The sequence below is a fragment of the Polyangium sp. y55x31 genome (assembly GCF_029946505.1).
Lineage (GTDB): Bacteria > Myxococcota_A > Polyangia > Polyangiales > Polyangiaceae > Polyangium.
Map to the genome: position 1 here is coordinate 19557 of NZ_JARZHG010000028.1, position 20016 is coordinate 39572.

15 protein-coding genes are annotated in these 20016 nt (G+C 67.9%); 7 read left to right on the forward strand and 8 right to left on the reverse strand.

Annotation, left to right across the window (positions count from 1 at the left end):
- Positions 1-116: 116 nt before the first annotated feature.
- From pyrH to QHF84_RS35085, 3 genes are all read left to right on the forward strand, one after another.
- The gene (gene pyrH / locus QHF84_RS35075; protein ID WP_272418627.1) at positions 117-809 is read left to right on the forward strand and encodes a UMP kinase; all 693 of its coding nucleotides are present in this window, start codon (positions 117-119) and stop codon (positions 807-809) included.
- An 82-nt stretch (positions 810-891) separates the two neighbouring features.
- Positions 892-1131, forward strand: a complete 240-nt coding sequence (rpoZ, locus tag QHF84_RS35080) for a DNA-directed RNA polymerase subunit omega (protein ID WP_136930313.1) — start codon at positions 892-894, stop codon at positions 1129-1131.
- Positions 1132-1155: 24 nt separating this feature from the next.
- The gene (locus tag QHF84_RS35085) at positions 1156-2004 is read left to right on the forward strand and encodes a class I SAM-dependent methyltransferase (protein WP_281317879.1); all 849 of its coding nucleotides are present in this window, start codon (positions 1156-1158) and stop codon (positions 2002-2004) included.
- Between the two features lie 174 nt (positions 2005-2178).
- On the opposite strand, the gene QHF84_RS35090 is transcribed toward QHF84_RS35085, so the two are convergent.
- On the reverse strand, positions 2179-2916 hold the full coding sequence (locus tag QHF84_RS35090; protein WP_281317880.1) for a metallophosphoesterase family protein: 738 nt from the start codon (positions 2914-2916) through the stop codon (positions 2179-2181).
- Positions 2917-3137: 221 nt separating this feature from the next.
- Here QHF84_RS35090 and QHF84_RS35095 point away from each other — a divergent pair, with 221 nt between their 5' ends.
- Together QHF84_RS35095 and tssM are read left to right on the forward strand one after the other, a co-directional pair.
- On the forward strand, positions 3138-3929 hold the full coding sequence (locus tag QHF84_RS35095; RefSeq protein WP_281317881.1) for a hypothetical protein: 792 nt from the start codon (positions 3138-3140) through the stop codon (positions 3927-3929).
- Positions 3930-4009: 80 nt separating this feature from the next.
- Positions 4010-6955 carry a type VI secretion system membrane subunit TssM gene (gene tssM / locus QHF84_RS35100; protein WP_281317882.1) on the forward strand — a complete coding sequence of 982 codons (2946 nt, stop codon included), beginning with the start codon at positions 4010-4012 and terminating at the stop codon, positions 6953-6955.
- A 4-nt stretch (positions 6956-6959) separates the two neighbouring features.
- Here tssM and rimI read toward each other — a convergent pair whose 3' ends face one another.
- The 6 genes from rimI to QHF84_RS35130 form a co-directional block, all read right to left on the reverse strand.
- The gene (gene rimI / locus QHF84_RS35105) at positions 6960-7430 is read right to left on the reverse strand and encodes a ribosomal protein S18-alanine N-acetyltransferase (RefSeq protein ID WP_281317883.1); all 471 of its coding nucleotides are present in this window, start codon (positions 7428-7430) and stop codon (positions 6960-6962) included.
- A complete protein-coding gene (locus QHF84_RS35110) occupies positions 7427-8617 on the reverse strand; it encodes a vWA domain-containing protein (protein ID WP_281317884.1) in 1191 nt (396 codons plus the stop codon). The genes rimI and QHF84_RS35110 overlap by 4 nt, the downstream gene beginning before the upstream one ends.
- 39 nt (positions 8618-8656) lie before the next feature.
- Complete coding sequence (gene alr / locus QHF84_RS35115) at positions 8657-9802, reverse strand: alanine racemase (RefSeq protein WP_281317885.1); 1146 nt, start codon at positions 9800-9802, stop codon at positions 8657-8659.
- A 171-nt stretch (positions 9803-9973) separates the two neighbouring features.
- Positions 9974-10573, reverse strand: a complete 600-nt coding sequence (locus tag QHF84_RS35120; RefSeq protein WP_281317886.1) for a hypothetical protein — start codon at positions 10571-10573, stop codon at positions 9974-9976.
- Between the two features lie 434 nt (positions 10574-11007).
- Entirely contained in the window at positions 11008-11598 is a 591-nt protein-coding gene (locus QHF84_RS35125; RefSeq protein WP_281317887.1) for an ADP-ribosylation factor-like protein, read from the reverse strand.
- Positions 11599-11609: 11 nt separating this feature from the next.
- Entirely contained in the window at positions 11610-12092 is a 483-nt protein-coding gene (locus QHF84_RS35130; protein ID WP_136930304.1) for a roadblock/LC7 domain-containing protein, read from the reverse strand.
- Between the two features lie 491 nt (positions 12093-12583).
- Here QHF84_RS35130 and QHF84_RS35135 point away from each other — a divergent pair, with 491 nt between their 5' ends.
- On the forward strand, positions 12584-16321 hold the full coding sequence (locus QHF84_RS35135; protein ID WP_281317888.1) for a DUF3857 domain-containing protein: 3738 nt from the start codon (positions 12584-12586) through the stop codon (positions 16319-16321).
- Positions 16318-16575 carry a hypothetical protein gene (locus QHF84_RS35140; protein ID WP_281317889.1) on the forward strand — a complete coding sequence of 86 codons (258 nt, stop codon included), beginning with the start codon at positions 16318-16320 and terminating at the stop codon, positions 16573-16575. The genes QHF84_RS35135 and QHF84_RS35140 overlap by 4 nt, the downstream gene beginning before the upstream one ends.
- A 39-nt stretch (positions 16576-16614) precedes the next feature.
- On the opposite strand, the gene carB is transcribed toward QHF84_RS35140, so the two are convergent.
- Positions 16615-19986, reverse strand: coding sequence for a carbamoyl-phosphate synthase large subunit (gene carB / locus QHF84_RS35145; RefSeq protein ID WP_281317890.1), 3372 nt, complete (start codon positions 19984-19986; stop codon positions 16615-16617).
- Between the last annotated feature and the right edge of the window lie 30 nt (positions 19987-20016).

Genomic DNA, 20016 nt, shown 5'->3' on the forward strand with positions numbered 1-20016 from the left:
ACGAGGCGAACCGGGGCTACGAGACGCGCGTGACCCGCGACGCGACCCGCAAAGACCGCGACGACTCGACCCTTCCTCCTCCGCCGAGCCCGGCCCCTGGCCTCAAGTACCGCCGTATCGTCCTCAAGATCAGCGGCGAGGCTCTGTGCGGCGAAGGCAACTTCGGCATCCACCCCGACACGCTCCAGCGCGTCGCCGCCGAGATCGCGGAGCTCTCCTCGCTCGGCGTACAGATCGGCATCGTCGTCGGCGGCGGCAACATCTTCCGCGGCCTGAAGGGCGCGAGCGCCGGCATGGATCGCTCCCAGAGCGACTACATGGGCATGCTCGCGACGGTCATCAACTCGCTCGCGCTCCAGGACGCGCTCGAAAAACACGGCGTCCCGACGCGCGTGATGACGGCGATCGAGATCCGCCAGGTCGCCGAGCCGTACATCCGTCGCCGCGCCATGCGACACCTGGAGAAGGGCAGCGTCGTCATCTTCGCGGCCGGCACGGGCAACCCGTTCTTCTCGACGGACACCGCGGCGGCGCTCCGGGCCATGGAGATCCAGGCGCAGGCGCTCTTCAAGGCCACGAAGGTCGAAGGCATCTACGACCGCGATCCGGCGCGCCACGAGGACGCGCAGATGTTCACGAAGCTCTCGTACGACCGCTTCCTCGTCGACCGCATCGGCGTGATGGACTCGACCGCCGTCACGCTTTGCCGCGAGAACAAGCTCCCCATCCGCGTCTTCAAGTTGACGACGCGCGGGAACATCCTGCGCGTCTGCAAAGGCGAAAACATCGGCACCGTCGTCGAGGCGTGATCCAGACGTTCCTGACGGATGGCCGTTCAGGAACGCAAGTTGCGCCTTTGCCCGAGGACGGCTAACCTCCCGAGTCCCACCTATGGCACGCGTCACCGTCGAAGATTGTCTCGAGCGTGAAGAGAACCGCTTCGCCCTCGTCGTCCTGGCCTCGAACCGCACCCGGCAGCTCATGAAGGGCGCCGAGCCTCTGCTGAAGACGAGGAACAAGCCCGCTGTGACGAGCTTGCGCGAGATCGCGGCTGGCAAGGTGCACTTCCACCGGAACTCCTCGGAAGTCGTGTACGAGTGGCTCCGCCACCAGCACGCCCTCGACCGCTGATCGCGTCGCCGGGCAACCCCGGACATGTCTTCTCCCCCGAGCAAACGCTCTGCGCGCACGCGCCCGCGTGCCCGGCGTGATCTCGAGCTCGAGGCTGGCACCTCGGCTCATTACGAAGACCCCGCCTACTACACGAAGACGTACCGCTCGCGGCTCGACGACGTCCGTTTCTACGCGGACTACGCCGCGGAGCACGGCGGCCCCGTGCTCGAGTACGGCTGCGGCAACGGCCGCATCACGCTCCCGATCGCGCGCCTCGGCCTCGACGTCACGGGCGTCGACCTCTCCGGCGAGATGCTCGCGGACCTGCGCGCCCGCCTTCGCGACGAGCCTCTGGACGTCCGGTCGCGCGTGACCTTGAAGCGCGGCGACATGCGCGCGGTCCGGCTCGGCCGGCGTTTCCCGCTCGTCTTTTGCCCCTTCAACGCCTTCCTGCACCTCTACACGCGGGTCGACGTCGAGCGCTTCCTCGCGCGCGTACGCGAGCACCTCGCGCCGCGCGGCGAGCTCGTCTTCGACGTCTCGATCCCCGAGCCCGAAGAGCTCGCGCGGGATCCTGGCCGCGCGTATGCGACGCCGCGCTTCAACTACCCGACGCCCGACGGCAAGGGCATGTCCGTCCGGTACACGGAGCGCTTCGACTACGACAAGCTCCGCCAGATCCTGTTCGTCGCGATGGAGTTCTCGCCGGTCTCGGGCGAAGACTCCTGGATGACGCCACTCGCGCACCGGCAGTTCCACCCGCGCGAACTCGAAGCGCTCCTGCACTACAACGGCTTCGAGATCCTCGACGAGTGGGGCGACTTCGACCGATCGCCCCCGACCCGCGACTCGATCACGCTCGTCGTGCGCGCCCGCGCCCGCCGCCGCTGATCGGCGAACAACGCTTCAACCAACCCCGCGGAGAACCAACGCCTCAGCTCGAACCACGCAGGGGGTGTGGGGGGCAGAGCCAACGCCCCAGTTCGAACCCGCGGGGGTGTAGGGGGCAGAGGAAGGCTCGCTTCGCGAGCCGACCGGAGCCCCCTACCGGTACATCGGCGTTTTTCAAACGCCGATGTACAACCTGTGCGCGAAGTTTCGCTCGAGCTTCGCCCGCAGCACTTTCTCTGCGGCGGTCTCGATGTCGTACTCGACTCGTTTGAACTCGAAGCGTTTCGCGTCGCTATCGTAGATCGTGTAGCTCGCGCGGTTGTCGTAGTCGCGCGGCTGGCCGACCGATCCGACGCTCACGATGTACTTCCTGTTTGGGTCGAGTGTGAAGTCGACTGCGGGCAGCTCTTCCACGGTCGTCGGCGTCAGCGCGAAGACCTTGCAGAGGTGTGAGTGCCCGATGAGGGTCAGATGCCCGAGCTCGGCGTACATCGGCAGGCACTCGCGTGCTTGCTCCGGGGCGAAGATGTACTCGAACTCCTCGAGGCGAACCGGTGAGCCGTGGCAGAGGTCGACGCCGATGTCCGTCAACTTCTCCTGGTACGGCAGGTTCTTGAGCCAGGCGGCGTTCTCGGCCGAGAGCATCGACGCGTGGGTGTCGAGTGCCTGACGAGCGGCCTCGTAGTAATACGAGTAATCCATTCGTCCGGCGACGGCCGCGTCGTGATTCCCGAGGATCGTTTTCTTGGCGATCTTCCGGACCAGATCGGCGCACTCGTTCGGGGATCCGCCATAGCCTACCGTGTCGCCCAGACAGTAGTAGACGTCGATGCGCTCGCGCCGGTACGCCTCCAGCACAGCACTGAGCGCCTCGTAGTTGGCATGCGTGTCGCTGAAGACTCCAATCCGCATGTGCGTGAGGACCGGAGGGTAGCATGAGGCACCTACCGTTACGGTAGTATTTTCGCACAAAAAAATTTTCGTTCGGATCAGCGTTTTTCAAAGGGTTTCGTCGCTAAAAACGTTGCCCTTCGTTAGAGAACGAACACCAAGTTTCAGCGTGTTCTCGCGCTTCGCGAGCGTGAAACGAGCGCTCGTGGATTTCACGCCGAAGAGGTGGAAGGAAGGCTCGCGTGACAGGGACGAACGGGAAAAGCAACGGCAAAACCAACGGTCACGCGATCCCATCGGCGGGGGCCGAGAGCGCGAGCGAACGTTCGAGCACGCCCATCAAGCCGCCGCCGCGCGCAGTGCAGGACCTCGTGGACTCGTGCGTGCGATTCGTCGAGCGAGCCGTCGGCTTCAAGCTCGACTTCGAGCCCGAGACGTTGCCCGTGCTCGATCATTACGTCGAGAAGGCGCGCGAAGAGACGCGTGATCGCAAGGAGGCGCGGCCGCTCCTCGCGCAGGCGATCGGCGCCTACCTCGGCGAGATCGCGCGCCGCAAATTCCACGGCTTCTGGCGCCTCGAAGACGAGCACGATCCGCGCTCGTGGCGCGTCGAGCTCGAGCCCGTCTACCTGATCCTCCGCCCGATCGAGCTCGCCACGCGCGCGCTCGATCTACCCCCCACGCCACCGCGTGACGCGTCTCCGATCCGCGAGCGCAAGGACGAAGACGAGGACGACGAGGACGACGAGGACGAGGGCACGGAGGCGGCCGCGGAGAGCGAGAAGGCACCGGAGGAAGTGGTCGTCCCCGATCCCACGGATGACCTCGGCCCTGCGCTCCTCGAACTCGATGAAGACGACCGAGCGGCCGTCGCCGAGCGCCTCGCCTTGCTTCCGCCCGTCTCCGACGCGGAGTACCACGCCCCGTCGACGCACCTGGAAGTCGTCGAGATCATCGTCGAGACCATCCGCGCCCGCCGCATGGCCGCGGGCATGGAAGCCGACGCGCACCTCGAGCCCGACGACTACTCCTGAACACGCGTCTTCCTGCGAAAACTGCCTCGATCCGAAGGATGCGGAGCGAGGGAGGCGCCTCGTGATAATGTCGCTCCACCGTGTGGTGGGTTCTCTCTGCGCTCCTCGCGCTGATCGTCTGGGCGCTCTGGTACATCCTCAAGCTGCCGCTCTGGCTCGCGATCGTCGGCACGGTGCTCATCGTGCTCGCTTCGGTCGTGCGGCTCCTCTGGAGCCGGATCCGCGCGAGCCGCGCTGCCTCCGCGCTCGAGCGCGCCATCGCGCAGCAAGGCGCGCAGCAGGCGCTCAACGCGCGGCCCGAGCGTCGCGCCGAGATCCAGGAGCTCCAGAAGCAGGTCCAGGGCGGCATCACCGCCCTCAAGACCTCGAAGCTCGGCAAGAACAAGAAGGGCGGGGCCGCCGCGCTCTACTCGCTGCCCTGGTACGTGATCATCGGCCCTCCGGGCGCCGGCAAGACGACCGCGCTGAAGCACTCCGGTCTCGTCTTCCCGTTCGCCGATCCGCGCGGCGGCGGCGTCCGCGGCGTCGGCGGCACGCGCAACTGCGACTGGTGGTTCACGAACGAAGCGATCCTGCTCGACACCGCGGGTCGCTACACGACCGAGGGCGACGACCACGACGAGTGGATCTCGTTCCTCCAGATGCTGAAGAAGTACCGCAGCCGCAAGCCGATCAACGGCGTGCTCGTGGCCATCAGCATCGCGGAGCTCATCGACGCCTCCGAGCAGCAGATCGAGTCGACCGGCAAGAAGCTACGCGCGCGCATCGACGAGGTCATGACCCAGCTCCAGATGGTCGTGCCCGTCTACGTGCTCTTCACGAAGTGCGACCTCATCGCCGGCTTCATCGAGTTCTTCGGCGACATCCGCAAGAGCGACCGCGCGCAGGCGTGGGGCGCCACGGTCAAGCTCACCGAGGACAAGTCGAACCCGCAGCAGGTCTTCGAGCGCGAGTTCGACACGCTCGTCCAGAAGATCCACGCCCGCTCGCTGAAGCGCCTCGCGCAGGAGCGAAACCGCGAGGCGCGCGAGCGCATCTACCAGTTCCCGCTCGAGTTCGCGGGCATCAAGCGCAACCTCACCGAGCTCGTGCAGACCATCTTCGCGGTCAACGCCTTCCAGGGCACGCCGCTCTTCCGCGGCTTCTACTTCACGAGCGGCACGCAGGAAGGTCGCCCGCTCGATCGCGTGCTCGCGCGCATGGGTCACGCGATGGGCATCCGCCCGCCGGAGACCGCGGCGCAGCAGGTCACCGAGTCGAAGAGCTACTTCCTGCACGACGTCTTCATGAACGTCGTCTTCCCCGACGGCGACGTCGCGTCGCGCAGCGCGGCCGAGATCAAGCGGCAGAAGATCATGCGCATCGCGGTCAGCGCTGCGGCCTTCACGCTCGGCCTGATCCTCTCGATCCCGAGCATCCGCTCCTTCGCCCAGAACCGCGAGCTCATGTTCACCACGCAGGAGCGCGTGGAGAACGCGATGAAGATCAACTGGGGCGAAGGCGAGCCGGGCCCGAAGCTCGATCAGCTCGACCCCGTCTTTGCGCGCCTGAAGGAGCTCGACGACTTCCGCGCCAACCTTCCCCTCAGCTACGGCTGGGGCATGTACCGCGGCGAGGAGATCTACCGCCCCGCCGTCACCGCGTACGTCGCGCTCCTGCAGACCGGCTTCGTGCTGCCCTGCAAGACGAAGCTCGAAGATCGGCTCAAGAACGCGAAGGGCAAGCAGTACCTACGCGAGCGTACGGATCTGAAGACGTACCTCATGATGAGCGACGTCGCGAACCTCGACGTCGACTGGGAGACGGGCCGCCTCACGGGCCTCTGGGCCGAACTCCTGAAGGCCACGAACAGCACGATGCCGGAGTACGAGCTGAAGGAGCGGCTCGCCAAGCACGTGCGGTACTACCTCGAGCTCGTCAAAGACAAGAAGGTCCTCCCGCTGCCCGCGGACAAGACCCTCGTCGAGAACGTCCGCAAGACGCTCCAGTCCGTCCCGGTCCAGGACCGCTACTACGAGCTCTTCGTCAACAGCCTGAACGACGAGCGGTACGACGAGGCCGGCGACGATCGCAAAGAGAACCGCAAGTACCCGCCGCTCAGCCTCGCCGACCTCTTCGTCGATCGCCCGAACGCGACGAAGTTCATCCAGAGCGGCCGGTACCAGAAGGACAAACGTTACAAAGAGGTCGAGGGCCCGTACACCGACAAGGGCCACTACATCGTGGTCCTCAACGTCGCGAACGCCGAGGCGCTCCTGCTCAGCGAGCAATGGGTGGCGCCGCTCGGTCCCGACGAGGCGGTCGACAAGATCCCGACGAACCTGAAGCGCCTCTCCGAGGACTACGACCAGCGCTACATCGAGCAGTGGAGCGACTTCCTCGCCGACATCACGATCGCCCCGCCGTCGACCGTGAAAGAGGCGCTCGACCTCTACAACATCCTGCTCAACACGCCCTACCCGTACCTGCAGATCCTGCGCGCGGTCGAGGACCACACGCAGTGGAAGAAGTACAAGAAGGGCGACGGTCCGAGCGTGAACAAGGACGAGTTGAACAAGATGTTCAACACGAAGCTCCAGCAGCAGTTCTCGCAGAAGACCGGCGGCCTGCGCATCACCACGAACGTCGACGTGACGAAGATGGGCGAGCGCCCGAGCACCGTGCCGCCCTCGTTCGCGGGCCTGATCTCGTTCGGCGTGCCGCCCGAGAACACGCGCCCGGGTCAGCCGATCACGGACACGCCGCTGCAGAAGTACCTCGACAGCCTCACGGAGCTGCGCCGGGTCATGCAGGACATCCCGACGCCGCCCACGTCGAACGACATGATCAACCTGAGCGAGCAGCTCTCGGACGCGGCGAAGAAGGTCGAAGCATTCCTGCAGCCGCTCGACGAGAAGGCCAAGGCGCTGCTCCGGCCGCTGCTCCTGAACCCGCTCCGGATCTCGGGCACGCGCATCGCCGCCGTCGGCGGCGGCAACTACGTCGACAAGCCCAAGGAGCGGTTCCCGAACCCGTTCCGACGGTGAGGCGTCAGTCGAGGACGCGCTGCATCTCCAGCGCGTCCTCGTCGTTGTCCGCGTAGTACTTCTCGCGCACCCCCGACACGACGAACCCGAACTTCTCGTAGAGCCGGATCGCAGGCTCGTTCGAGCGACGCACCTCGAGCAACACGAGCCGCACGCCGTTCTCGGCCGCGAACGCGAGCGCCGTCTCCACGAGCACCGCGCCGATCCCGCGCCGCCGGACCTCCGGCGACGTCGCCACGTTGAGCACGTGAAGCTCGTCGACGACATGCCACGCGACGAGGAAGCCGAGCGCGCGCGGCGCCTCGCCCGTCACGCCGCCCCGCGCGACCCACACGCGCGCCCAGGGCCGTTCGAGCTCGTCCACCGGTGAGAACGACGGCCCCGAGAACGCCGCGCGCGCGATCGCCGCGAGCTCCTCCGCGTCCTCCAACCCGCGCTCGACGCGCGCCACCGACACCTCTAGACGCTCGCTCACTTCGGCATTTCCGTCGGGCAACCGCTCACGATCTGCACCTGCTTCACCTGCCCGCCCTGCAGCCGCTCGCAAGCCTTGCCGAGCAACCGCACGCTCGACGGCGGCTTCCAGATCCAGCCATCGGGATCGTTGTACGGCAAGACCTCATCGTCCAGGTACACGTTCGTCATGCCCTCCTCGTCCGGCGGATCCACGATCGCGAACTCGCACGTCACCGCGACCGCCGCGATCTCCGCGAGCACCCCGCCGAGCGACCCGAGCTCGCTCACCGGGTAGTAGAACGGCGCCATGTCCTTCGGCGATCCGCCCGCGATCGCCATCGCGTCGAGCACGCCCGCGTACGCCTCGCTGCCCGGGATCCCGACGACGAACACCTCGAGCCCTCCGGCACGAAGAGCCTCGATCGCGGCCACCGACGCGGGTTCGTCCACGCAAAACGTTGGACCCCAAAGTTGTCCGGGCGCGCAGCAGTTCGTCCCCGTGGACAAACATGCCTCGTCGCCCTCCTGATTCGGCTGGCAGTCCTCGCTCCCGCACGCTGCCGATTCGTTGCAGTTCGGGCCACCGTCGGTCGCGAGGATCACGTACGTCTTGCCTTCGAGCCCGAGCAGCGTCGGCGTGAGCGCTTCGAGCGTCGGCGAGATCGGCGTCCCTCCGACCGGGTTCGTCGCCGTCGCCAAGCGGATCCCCGTGGTCGTGGGCCCGTCTTCGCCCGTGATCGGATCGCCCTGCATCACCGGAAAGACCTGCTTGCCCGCCGCGCACTGATCCTGATTCGAACCGTGCGCCGGCAGGATCGCCGCGCCCACCTTCACGAGCGGCCCGAGCTTGCGCACGAGATTCACGACTGCGGCCCGCACCGCGTCGTAGCGCGTCCCTCCGGGCGCGGACTCGTTCATGCTCCCCGAAGCGTCGAGCACGAAGTAGAGGTTCGGCGCATCGACGATCGCCTGATGCACCTCGTTGCCGCAGTACCCGCCCGCGTCGGGTGCCGGAGGCCCGCCTCCGCCGCCTGCATCGAAGCCGCCTTCACCGCCCGCATCCGCCACGGGCCGCGGCGGACGTGACGGCAGAGGATCCTCACTCGTCCCACACCCGCCGAGCGCCGACGCGACTCCCCACGCGCCGAAGAGCACGAACGAGGCCACGATCCCCCGAGTCGAACGAAGCGCGTGAGAGTCCATCACACCCGATCCTAGCAGGACCGGGCCACGCGCTCTCGATCGTCAGGGCTCGCGATAAAACCGCGGGACGCGCCGCGAGATGCTCGTCAGCACCTCCCACGGGATCGTGCCCGTCGTCTCGGCGATCTCCTCCGCCGTGATGACGTCACGCCCGAGCGCGCCCTCTTGCTGCCCGAGGAACACCGCCTCATCGCCGACGCGCGCGCCCGGGATCTCCGTCACGTCGAGCATCGTCAGATCCATCGACATCGTCCCGACCATCGGCACGCGCCGCCCGCGCACGAGCGCGTGCCCGCGATTCGAAAGCTTCCGATCGAGGCCATCCGCGTAGCCCATCGGCACCGTCGCGATCACGCTCCGCCGCGGCGCTCGCCACGTGTACCCGTAACCGATCGCCTCACCCGCCTCGACCGTCCGCAGCGCGACGATCTCCGTTCGCACCCGGATCACGGTCTTGAGCTCCGGCGCGAGTCCACGCATCGGCTGCACACCGAAGAGCGCGATCCCCGGCCGCACCGCATCGAAACGCGCCTCCGCGAGCCGCATCGCGCCCGCGCTGTTCGCCGCGTGCACGACCCGCGGCGAGAACCCGCGCGCCCGCACGCGCGCTCGCGCCTCCGCGAACCGCGCGAGCTGCTCCTTCGTCGGCTCGAGATCGTCGCCGTCTGCGCAGGCGAGGTGCGTCATCAGCCCGTCGAGCTGCACTTCCGGCCGACCGTCGAACGCGTCGAGCACATCGTCGAGCTCCGACATCGTCACGCCGAGCCGACCCATGCCCGTGTCCACCTTCAGGTGCACGCGCACCGGACGCCCCTCGTTCTCGTAGCGCGCGAGCGTCGCGATGCGTTCGATCTGCCCGGCGTCGTAGACGACCGGCACGAGATCCCGCGCGAGGATCTCCTCCAGGCCCTCGCGTCGCGGCCCGTAGTAGCCGCCCATCACGAGGATCGGCACGCGGATCCCCGCGTCCCGCAGCTCGATCGCCTCTTCGAGCAGCGCCACACACAGGCCCGGCATCCCGGCTCGTTCGAGCGTACGCGCGACCGCCGCCGAGCCGTGCCCGTACGCGTCGGCCTTGAGCACGCCCCAGATCGCGGGCTTCGTCTGCCCGTCGCCGAGCATCTTCTCGAGGACGCGGTAGTTGTGCCGCAAGTGCGCGAGGTTCACCTCGGCGCGCGTCGGCCTCACGGCGTCCGCGGGTGCGGCCCTGCGCGGCTTCAACACCCGGATTGCACCCCGCCCCCCCTCATGGGGAGCCACCCCGTCCTCGTATGCGGGCAGCGTCATCTCGTTTGCCGATACCCATACGCCGAGCAAAACGTCAAGATTCCGGGTCTTTTTGCCAAAGCGCGCGCCTGCTCAGTAGCACTTGCGCATGCAGCGCTTGTACTGCCCCGTGCATCCGCGCTCGCACGTCGCCGTCGTGCAGGCCGCCTTGCACGCGTTCCACGTCGATTCGCACGACGTGGCGCACGCCGAACCGGGCGGCGCCGTCGACGTATCCACCGCTCCATCCGCGGACGCGTCCGCCCCGGGCCCCGGGGCGCCTGCGTCCACCGCGAGCATCATCGGCGGCGGCGCGAGCGCGCTCGTCGGCTCCGGCACCGCGGAGGCCACGCGAGGCTCCTCCGCGCCGAGGTCCGACTCCTCGAAGTCGCTCGCGCCGCTGAGCTGCTTCATGCGCAGCTTCGCGTACTCCACGCGATCACGCGTCTGTCCGAACGTGTAGAACTTCGTCCACTCTTCCCAGCACGCCTTCCGGATCGTGGGCTTGACGTGCTTCTCCATGTCGAGCGCCATGCAGTGCTCGAACCGCACGTCGCCCTCGTAGACGGCGTTGATGCTCGCGCCACACGAGACCGTCACGAGCGCCACGACGCCGCCGAGGCCGAGACGCACCCACGTGATCGCCCTGGGCAGAGCCCTTCGGGGACGTGACGGCGTGGGCGCTTTCTGCATCGACGTCGAGTCTACCGCGAAGGCCGTCTTCCGCAGACGACCTCGACCGTACGAGAAAACTTCGCGATCTCGTTTGAACTTCGCTCCGACATGGCCTACCTTCCCGCCCTCCCTACAGGAGCGGCGGTCCATCGCGCCGCACAAGACGAGGAAGTCGGCTCATGTTCCTGATGCTCTCGAAGGGTCCTCGGAAGACCAACCGCAGCAAGTCGAAGCGCTACCGCGCGAAGTTGAAGGCGAAGAACAAGGGTCGCCGCAACCGGATCTACCAGCGCGGGTAAGCCCAGGGCTCTCGCCCGAAAAGCCAACGGCCGAAGACGTCTCCACGAGGGACCTTCGGCCGTTCGGCATTTTGTCGTCATGGAACGCAAACGCCTCGGCCCCTCGCGCATGCGAGAAACCGAGGCGTTGCGTGAGGTCGTGAGACCGATGGGTTAGGGGCCGCCCTTGCGGAGCTCGGTGAGCACGAGCTTCGCGACGGCCTTCAGCGTGTCGAACACGCCGACGCCGGTTCGAGCGACGCCCTCGAAGTCGGGCACGTTCATCGGGTTGAGCTTCTCGCGAAGCTCCTCGACGCTCGCGACCTCGGGCAGGTCACGCTTGTTGTACTGGATGACGTACGGGATCTTCTCGAGCTTGTAGCCCTGCTCCTCGAGGTTCGTCTTGAGGTTCTCGACGGACTCCTCGTTCGCCTCCATGCGATCGATCTGCGAGTCGGCCACGAACACGACGCCGTCAACGCCCTTCAAGATGAGCTTGCGGCTCGCGTCGTAGAAGACCTGGCCCGGCACCGTGTAGAGGTGAAATCGGGTCTTGAACCCGCGGATTTCGCCGAGCGCGAGCGGCAGGAAGTCGAAGAAGAGCGTGCGATCCGTTTCGGTCGCCAGCGAGATCATCTTCCCCTTCGCATCGGGGTTCGTGCGCTCGTAGATGTACTGCAAGTTCGTCGTCTTCCCGCACAAACCCGGGCCGTAATAGACGATCTTGCAGTTGATCTCGCGCGCCATGTAGTTGATGAAGCTCATCGCGCGCGCTCCTAGTCGTTGAAGAGGTTGTCGATGTCTTCGTCGGTGATCTCGGCGAACGGAGAGTCGGCGCCGGGATCCGCGACCTTCTTCAAGAGCGCCTCGAAGATGTTGTTCAGCTCCTCGCTCGCTCGGCGGACGCGCAAGCGCACGAGGCCGAGGCTGGACTTGGAGTCGAAAATCACCACGAGGATGACGCGGTTGCCGACGAGCTGGATGTGGATGTTCGCCTTCTCGCCCTCGTGGAACTGAGTTGCGAACTCGTTCTCCTTGAGGAGCTTCGCCATCCCGCCGGTGGCCGCGATGTTGCCGGCCGTCAGCGACGCGAGCGACGTGGTGTCGAGATTGTCCACGTCGCCGCTCGCAGCGATCAGCTGTCCGTTCTTGTCAACGATGAAAACGACCTTCGCATTGGCGTCCTTGACGAGGCGATCCACGACATTCTGGATCTGATTGAACTCCTCCTCGTACATCACCATCTGAGGATTGACCATCGTTCCTCCGCCAGCGCTTCCGCGATGGGGTCTTCGTCTCGTTGCCTAGAGTGCCTTCGTTCCGCCGGATCCGCCGGAGGGCCCCGTCCCCGAAATGACGGCGCGGGAGAGCCACCCTCGCGCACCCGCTCGAGCTCTTCGCACGGGCGCACATTCGACGCGTGCAGCGATGGTTCTATCCGAAGCAGGCGTCGCGGAGCAAGGTGGCCTTTCGGAACGAACGCGCAGATTCCTGCCCGACCCCTCCGCGAGCGCCAAACCCGGAGCGCTCCCGCACCATGGCCCACCCCGAGGAACGAGGAGCGTGGTAAGGCGGATGACCACCCCATCCCACGCAGGTCGCGCGTTTCCCGCGATAACTCACAAAAAAGCCTCGAAAACGCCGGCGGCGCTGCGGTCGGACGCACCCGCGTCCGCACGGTCGTGAAGCTCGCTGGACGGCCCGTTGTCATCCCCTTGACCGGCCCGTCATGGCACGGGATAGCCCCTCGATGGCTCGTTCACGTGGTGCTCACCTGGATCGCGCGACCCGCGCGAAGGCACGGATCGCCCTCGCGTTGACTTTCGCCTGCTGCGCGATCGCCCCGACGCACCCGGCGAGCGCAGACGGCGGAACGATCCACCCCGAGGTGCTCGAGGCAAGCGCGGCGATCGCCGCCGCGAAGGGGCCCGAGGCCTACACGGCGCTGCGGGATCTGTGGCGCACCTGGGATCGCGCGGACCCGACGCACGTCGAGGAAGCGCTCGTCGCGGCGACGGAGAACAAGGCGCTGCCCGCGCCGGTGCGCGTCTACGCGGAGCTGCTCGGCGCGTACGCGCGGCGGCGTCGCGGCGACCTCGAAGGCGCGCTCGCGCGGATCGAAAAGCTCGGGTTCGTCGGCCGCTACATGACGGTGGGCCCGTTCGACAACGACAACAAGACGGGCTTCGGGATCGACTACCAGCCCGAGGCGGAGCTCGACGAGGCGATCCCCGCGGGCCGCGCGTACGAAGGAAAGGAGCGCGCCGTGCGCTGGCGCGTGCCGCCGACGACGTCGTCGTACGGATGGTTCGACTTCGGCGACATCCTCCGCCCGCGCGAGTCGGTGTGCGGCTACGCGACGACGTTCGTCCGCGCGCGCCCTGGAACGAAGGCGCGCAAGGCGACCTTGTGGGTGGGCTCCGCGGGCGCGTTCAAGCTCTACTACGACGGCGAGAAGATCCTCGAAGACGCGGCGTATCGCGAGCTCGACATCGATCGGCACGCGACGACCGTGACGCTGCGCCCGACGTTCAGCCGCATCACCGTGAAGGTCTGCGGCGACGAGGACGCGCCAAAGTTCGCGCTGCGCATCGGCGACGAGGCCGGCAAGCCCGACCTCGATGTCGAGGTGCGCGCGGACCTCGAAGCGAGCACCGAGGCCGCCGCCGCGATGAAGGAGCGCGCGAAGAAGAAGGAGCCGAAGGAGCAAGGCCGCGTCGTCGGTCCCGTGCAGGCGTTCGAAGCGCTCACGTCCGGAAAGACCCCCGCGCCGGCCGCGCTCGAGCAGTACGCGCGGTACCTGGCGATCACCGGCGGTGATCCGAAGGCCGAGCACAAGGCGCGTGACCTCGCGCGCCGCGCCGCCGAAGCCGAGCCGACCGTGCCGCGGCTCCTGCTCGCGGGTGAGCTCGCCGAGGATCGGAACCAGCGGCGCTCGTGGGTCGAACGCGCGAGCACGCTCGCGAAGACGAACGACGAGAAGCTCGACGTCCTTCTCTCCGAGGCGCACCTCGCGCGCACGGGCGCGAACTGGCGCGACGCAGTGCCGATCTACGAGCGCATCCTCGCGCTCGACCCGGACAACCTCGGCGGCACGCTCGGCCTGGTCGAGCTCTCCGTCGAAGCGGGCCTCAAGCGCACCGCGCTCGGCATGCTGGAGAAGGCGGTGCAGAAGAACCCGCGCTGCGTCTCGCTCCTCTCCGCGCTCGCCGCGCAACTTCGCTCGCTCGGCCGTGACACCGAGGCCGAAGAGGTCGAGGCACGTTACGCCTCGCTGCGCTTCGACGACGCCGACTTCCTCAGCCAGAAGGTCGAGCTCGCGGTGGCGCGCCGCGACGCCGTGGGCGCGGAGCGATGGCTCAATCGTTTCCTCGGCGTCGACGCGGGCTCGGCGTGGGCGCGAGGGCTCGCGGCGCGCACGTATCGCGCGCTCGGGCAGAAGGACCGCGCGCTCGCGACCTACCAGCAAGCGCTGGCGATGGCGCCCGAAGACGTGCAGACGCTGCGCGCGCTCTCCGATCTCTACGGAGAGGAAGGCGATCGCGACAAGCAGCTCGACCTCTTGCGGCAGATCCTCACGATCGTCCCGCAGGCGAAGGAGGTGCGCGAGTACGTCGAGCACATCGAGCCGAAGGCGCCGCGCGCGGACGAGGCGTATGCGTGGGCGCCCGAGAAGTTCTTGCCGATGCGCAAGGAGCCCGCGCAGGGCTACCCGATGCGCTTCATGCGCAACCTCACGGTGACGACGGTCTACCCGAACGGCCTCGCGAGCCGCTTCCATCAGGTCGTCTTCCAGCCGCTCACCGACGAGAGCGCCGCGTCCGCGCGCCAGTACGACTTCGCCTACGAGGCCGATCGCCAGACCGTCGATCTGCGCGCTGCCCGCGTCTATCGCGCGAACGGGAAGATCGACGAGGCGATCGAGAGCGGCGAGGGCGCCGCGGACAACCCCGCGATCTCGATGTACACGTCGCAGCGCGCGTTCGTCGTGCTCTTCCCGCGCCTCAACGCGGGCGACGTCGTGGAGCTGCGCTACCGCGTGGAAGACGTCGCTCCGCGCAACGAGAAGAGCGACTACTTCGGCGAGGTCCAGTACCTCCAGAACGACAAGCCCATCGCGAGCAGCGAGTACGTCCTCATCACGCCGAAGTCGCGCCGCTTCTTCATCCGCACCGACCGGCTCCCCGGGCTCGTCGAGGACGTGAAGGAGGAAGGCGACAAGCGCATCTATCGTTTCACGGGGACGAACGTCCCGGCGCTCGCGCCCGAGTCCAACATGCCGCCGTGGTCCGAGGTGCTCGGCACGGTGCACGTCTCCACGTTCGACACGTGGGACGCGGTGGGCGCGTGGTACTGGGGCCTCGCGCGTGAGCAGTTCGACGTCGACGACGAGGTGCGCAAGCGCGCCCGCGAGCTCACGAAGGGCCTGACCGACGACGCCGCGAAGGTGAAGGCGATCTACAAGTTCGCCACGCAGACGCGTTACGTCGCGCTCGAGTTCGGCATCGAGGGCATCCGCCCGCGCCGCGCCGCGCAGACGCTCGCGCGTGGCTGGGGCGACTGCAAGGACAAGGCGACCTTGATCGTCACGATGCTGCGCGAGCTCGGCATCAACTCGACGATCGTCCTGCTCCGCACGCGCATGCGCGGCGACATCGCGCCCGAGCCCGCGAGCCTCGCGCCGTTCGATCACGCGATCGTCTACGTGCCCTCGATGGACCTCTACCTCGACGGCACGGCCGAGCACACGGGCTCGATGGAGCTGCCCGTGATGGACCGCGCGGCGATCGGCCTGCTCGTGAACGAGGGCAAACCCAAGCTCGTGCGGCTGCCGCAGCCGCCGCCGGAGCAGTCGCTCACGCGCCGTCACGTCGAGGTGACGCTCGCGGAGGGTGGCTCGGCGCAGCTCGTGTCCGACGTGCAGGTGACCGGCGCGTACGCGCCCGACTGGCGCCGTCGTTACCTCGCCGAGGGCACGCGCAACGAGCGCGCGTCGCAGGATCTCGCCTCGGACTTCGGCCCGATCGAGCTCGAAAAGGGCCGCGCGGGCGTGGAGACGGGCGACCTCGACGATGTCGAGCAGCCCGTGAAGATCCGCACCCGCGGCAAGGCCACGAGCTTCGCGCGGCGCGAGGGCGACGCGCTCAGCGTGCCCGCCAGCATCACGCCGCGCCTCGTCGCCGAGCTCGCGCCTTCGTCGAAGCGCACGCTCGACGTCACGCTCTCGGCGCTCACGAGCCGTGAAGAGGAGTGGGTCATCAAGGTGCCCGCGGGCATGAAGGTGCGCGCGGCGCCCACGGCGCAGAAGCTCGACACGCCGTTCGGCGCGTTCCACGTCACGGTGGAGCAAGCGCCGGGCAAGGTCACGGTGCGGACGGGCCTCTCGTTCAAGAAGGCGCGCGTCACGCCGGCCGAGTACGAGGCGTTCCGCTCGTTCTGCGAGGCCGTCGATCGGGCCTTCGGCCAGCGCATCGTGGTGGGCAAGTGACCGAACGCGCGAGCACGCCGGAGGGGCCGCCCGAGCTGCCCGAAGGCGTGCTCGCCGTGCGCCTCGGCCCGGGCGCGAACTGTTCGTCCGCGGGCAGCGCCATCGACATCCTCTTTTACGGGAGCGTCGTCGTCGGCGCGCTCGCGGTGGCCCTCACCGCGGCGCTGACGCCACGCGAGCGTCGCGAGTCGTCGGATGAGAACGACGATCACGACGCGAACAGGAACGACACGAACGATCCGAAAGACGCGTAGGCCGCCGGCGCATCGAACGCCGGCGGCGCTCGCAGTCTCTCACGTGGACGGGTTCCACTCCTGGAGCGAGCGGACCCGATACGAAGCACGCGCATCGTGCGCGCTCGCCTCGAGGACGTCGACCGCGGCCATCGCGGCGGCCATCGTCGTGAAGTACGGAACGTTGGCGAGCAAAGCATTCCGCCGGATCGGGTAGCTGTCGCGGATCGACCGCGCGCCGACCGTCGTGTTCACGACGAGCGAGACCTGCCCCGCCTTCATCGCATCGACGACGTGCGGCGAGCCCTCGTTCACCTTGTTGATGGGCGTCGCGGGGATCCGCGCACGGGCGAGCGCTTGCGCCGTCCCGCTCGTCGCGAGGATCGTGAAGCCGAGCGCGCGCAGCCGCCGCGCGATGACGCACGCCGCGGGCTTGTCGTCGTTCTTCACCGAGATGAACGCGCATCCCGTGTTCGGGAGCTGCATCCCCGACGCCCGCAGCGCCTTGCCGAATGCGTGTGCGAACGTCGGCGCGATGCCCATCACCTCGCCCGTCGATCGCATCTCCGGACCGAGCTGCGTGTCGACGCCCGGGAACTTCGCGAACGGGAAGACGGACTCCTTCACCGCCACGTGCTGCGGCATGACCCCGTCCGTGATCCCGAGCTCCGCGAGCGTCTTGCCCGCCATCACCTGCGCCGCGATCTTCGCGAGCGGCCGGCCCGTCGCCTTCGACACGAAGGGCACGGTGCGCGACGCGCGCGGGTTCACCTCGAGCACGTAGATCGTCCCGCCCTTCACGGCGAACTGCACGTTCATGAGGCCGATGACGCCGAGCTCCAGCGCGAGCTGCCGCGACTGCTCCTCGATCGACGCCACGACCTCCAGCGGCAGCGAGTGCGGCGGGAGCACGCACGACGAGTCGCCCGAGTGGATCCCGGCCTCCTCGATGTGCTGCATCACGCCGCCGATCACGACCTCGCGACCGTCGCCGAGCGCGTCGACGTCCACCTCGATCGCGTCCTTCAAGAACTCGTCCACGAGGATCGTGTGCGTGCCGGCCTCGCGTGCGGCCTCGACCGCCGCGTGCGTGTACGCCTCGAGCTCCTTCTCCTCGTGGCAGATCATCATCGCCCGACCGCCGAGCACGTACGAAGGCCGCACGAGCACGGGGTAGCCGATCGATCGCGCCGCCTCGATCGCCTCCTCGACGCTCGACGCCACGGCCGCGCGCGGACGCTTGAGCCCGAGCTTCGTGAGCAGCGCGTCGAAGCGACCTCGATCCTCGGCGCGATCGATCGCGTCCGCGGGCGTGCCGAGGATCGGGACGCCCGCGCGCGCGAGCGGCACCGAGAGCTTCAGCGGCGTCTGCCCGCCGTACTGCACCACGACGCCGACGAGCTCGCCGTCCTTGCGCTCCTCGTCGCAGATCGAGAGCACGTCCTCGAACGTGAGCGGCTCGAAGTAGAGCCGATCGGACGTGTCGTAGTCGGTCGACACCGTCTCCGGGTTGCAGTTGACCATGATGGTCTCGAACCCGAGGTCGCGCAGCGCGAAGGCCGCGTGCACGCAGCAGTAGTCGAACTCGATCCCCTGCCCGATCCGGTTCGGACCGCCGCCCAGGATGATCACCTTGCGCCGCCCACTCGGCGCGGCCTCGCTCTCGCGCTCGTACGTCGAGTAGAGGTACGGCGTCTTCGCCACGAACTCCGCCGCGCACGTGTCCACGCGACCGAACACCGCGCGCACGCCGAGCGTCATCCGCAGCGCGCGCACCTCGTCCTCCGTGCGCCCGATGAGCCGCGCGATCGACCGATCCGAAAAGCCGAGCCGCTTCGCATCGCGCAGCGTCCGCTCGTCGAGCGCGCCCTTCTCCTTCGCGACCTCCGCGAGCGTCCGCTCGAACCGCACGATCCGATCGATCTGCGACAGGAACCAGCGATCGATGCGCGTCGCCTCGTACAACGACTCGAGCGGGATCCCGAGCCGCACCGCGTCCGCCACGTAGAAGAGGCGATCGGCCACGGGCACGCCCACGATCTTCTCCAGCGCCGCGACCAGATCCTCGTGGCTCGGCGGCGGCATCTCCACGGGCACCGAGGGCTCGCGCGGCGCGTCCATCAACATGTCGCGCGCCTGGTTCGGATCACTGCCGAGCTGCCGGTAGTCGACCTTCCCGAGCAGCGACTCCAGGCCATCTCGCCCGGTCTCCAGCGAGCGCGCCGCCTTCTGCAGCGCCTCGGCGAACGTGCGCCCGATCGACATCACCTCGCCGACGCTCTTCATCTGCGGCCCGAGCCGCCGATCCGCGCCGGGGAATTTTTCGAAGGCGAAGCGCGGCCACTTCACGACCACGTAGTCGATCGTCGGCTCGAACGCGGCGCTCGTGCCCGTGATGTCGTTCGTCAGCTCGTCGAGCCGGTAGCCCACCGCGAGCTTCGCCGCGATCTTCGCGATCGGATACCCCGTCGCCTTCGAGGCGAGCGCGCTCGACCTCGACACACGCGGGTTCATCTCGATCACCACGAACCGACCGTCCTCGGGGTTCACCGCGAACTGGACGTTCGATCCGCCCGTCTCCACCCCGATCTCCGTCATCACCGCGCGCGCCGCGTTCCGGAGCTTTTGATACTCGCGATCGGTCAGCGTCATCGACGGCGCGCACGTGATCGAGTCGCCCGTGTGCACGCCCATCGGGTCGATGTTCTCGATCGAGCAGACGACGATGAAGTTGTCCGCCTTGTCGCGGATGACTTCGAGCTCGAACTCCTTCCAGCCGAGCACGCTCTCTTCGATCAACGTCTCGTGCGTCGGCGACTGCTCGATCGCCCATCGCACCTTCGCTTCGAGCTCCTCCGGCCGGAACGCGATCCCGCCGCCCGTGCCCCCCAGCGTGAAGCTCGGCCGCACGATCACCGGATACCCGAGCGGCGCACCCCAGGGCCCCGACGTCTCCGCCAGCGCGCGCGCTTCCTCCACGCTCTTCACGTGGCCCGAGCGCGGGCACGTGAGCCCGATCCGCTCCATCGCCGCCTTGAACAGCGCTCGATCCTCGGCCTTGCGGATCGCCGCGGGGCTCGCGCCGATGAGCTCGATCCCGAGCCGCGCGAGCACCCCTGCCGCGTCGAGCGCGAGCGCCAGGTTCAAGGCCGTTTGACCACCAAGCGTCGGCAGGATCGCGTCGGGGCGTTCTTGCTCGAGGATGGCCGTCAACGTTGGTACGTCGAGCGGCTCCACGTACGTGCGGTACGCGAGCTCCGGGTCCGTCATGATCGTCGCGGGGTTCGAGTTGACGAGGATCACCTCGTATCCCTCGGCCGCGAGCGCCTTCGCGCCCTGCGTTCCCGAGTAGTCGAACTCGCACGCTTGCCCGATGATGATGGGACCAGAGCCGATCAGCAGGATCTTTCTCAGATCGTCACGGCGCGGCATCGGGCGGGCGAGTTAGCACCGGAACACGGC

What these genes read in the sequence shown, in the direction of transcription:
- rpoZ (WP_136930313.1), top strand. Translation starts at nt 892, where the DNA reads ATGGCACGCGTCACCGTCGAAGATTGTCTCGAGCGTGAAGAGAACCGC.
- QHF84_RS35085 (WP_281317879.1), top strand. Translation starts at nt 1,156, where the DNA reads ATGTCTTCTCCCCCGAGCAAACGCTCTGCGCGCACGCGCCCGCGTGCC.
- QHF84_RS35090 (WP_281317880.1), bottom strand. Translation starts at nt 2,916, where the DNA reads ATGCGGATTGGAGTCTTCAGCGACACGCATGCCAACTACGAGGCGCTC.
- QHF84_RS35120 (WP_281317886.1), bottom strand. Translation starts at nt 10,573, where the DNA reads ATGCAGAAAGCGCCCACGCCGTCACGTCCCCGAAGGGCTCTGCCCAGG.
- QHF84_RS35125 (WP_281317887.1), bottom strand. Translation starts at nt 11,598, where the DNA reads ATGAGCTTCATCAACTACATGGCGCGCGAGATCAACTGCAAGATCGTC.
- QHF84_RS35130 (WP_136930304.1), bottom strand. Translation starts at nt 12,092, where the DNA reads ATGGTCAATCCTCAGATGGTGATGTACGAGGAGGAGTTCAATCAGATC.
- QHF84_RS35135 (WP_281317888.1), top strand. Translation starts at nt 12,584, where the DNA reads ATGGCTCGTTCACGTGGTGCTCACCTGGATCGCGCGACCCGCGCGAAG.
- carB (WP_281317890.1), bottom strand. Translation starts at nt 19,986, where the DNA reads ATGCCGCGCCGTGACGATCTGAGAAAGATCCTGCTGATCGGCTCTGGT.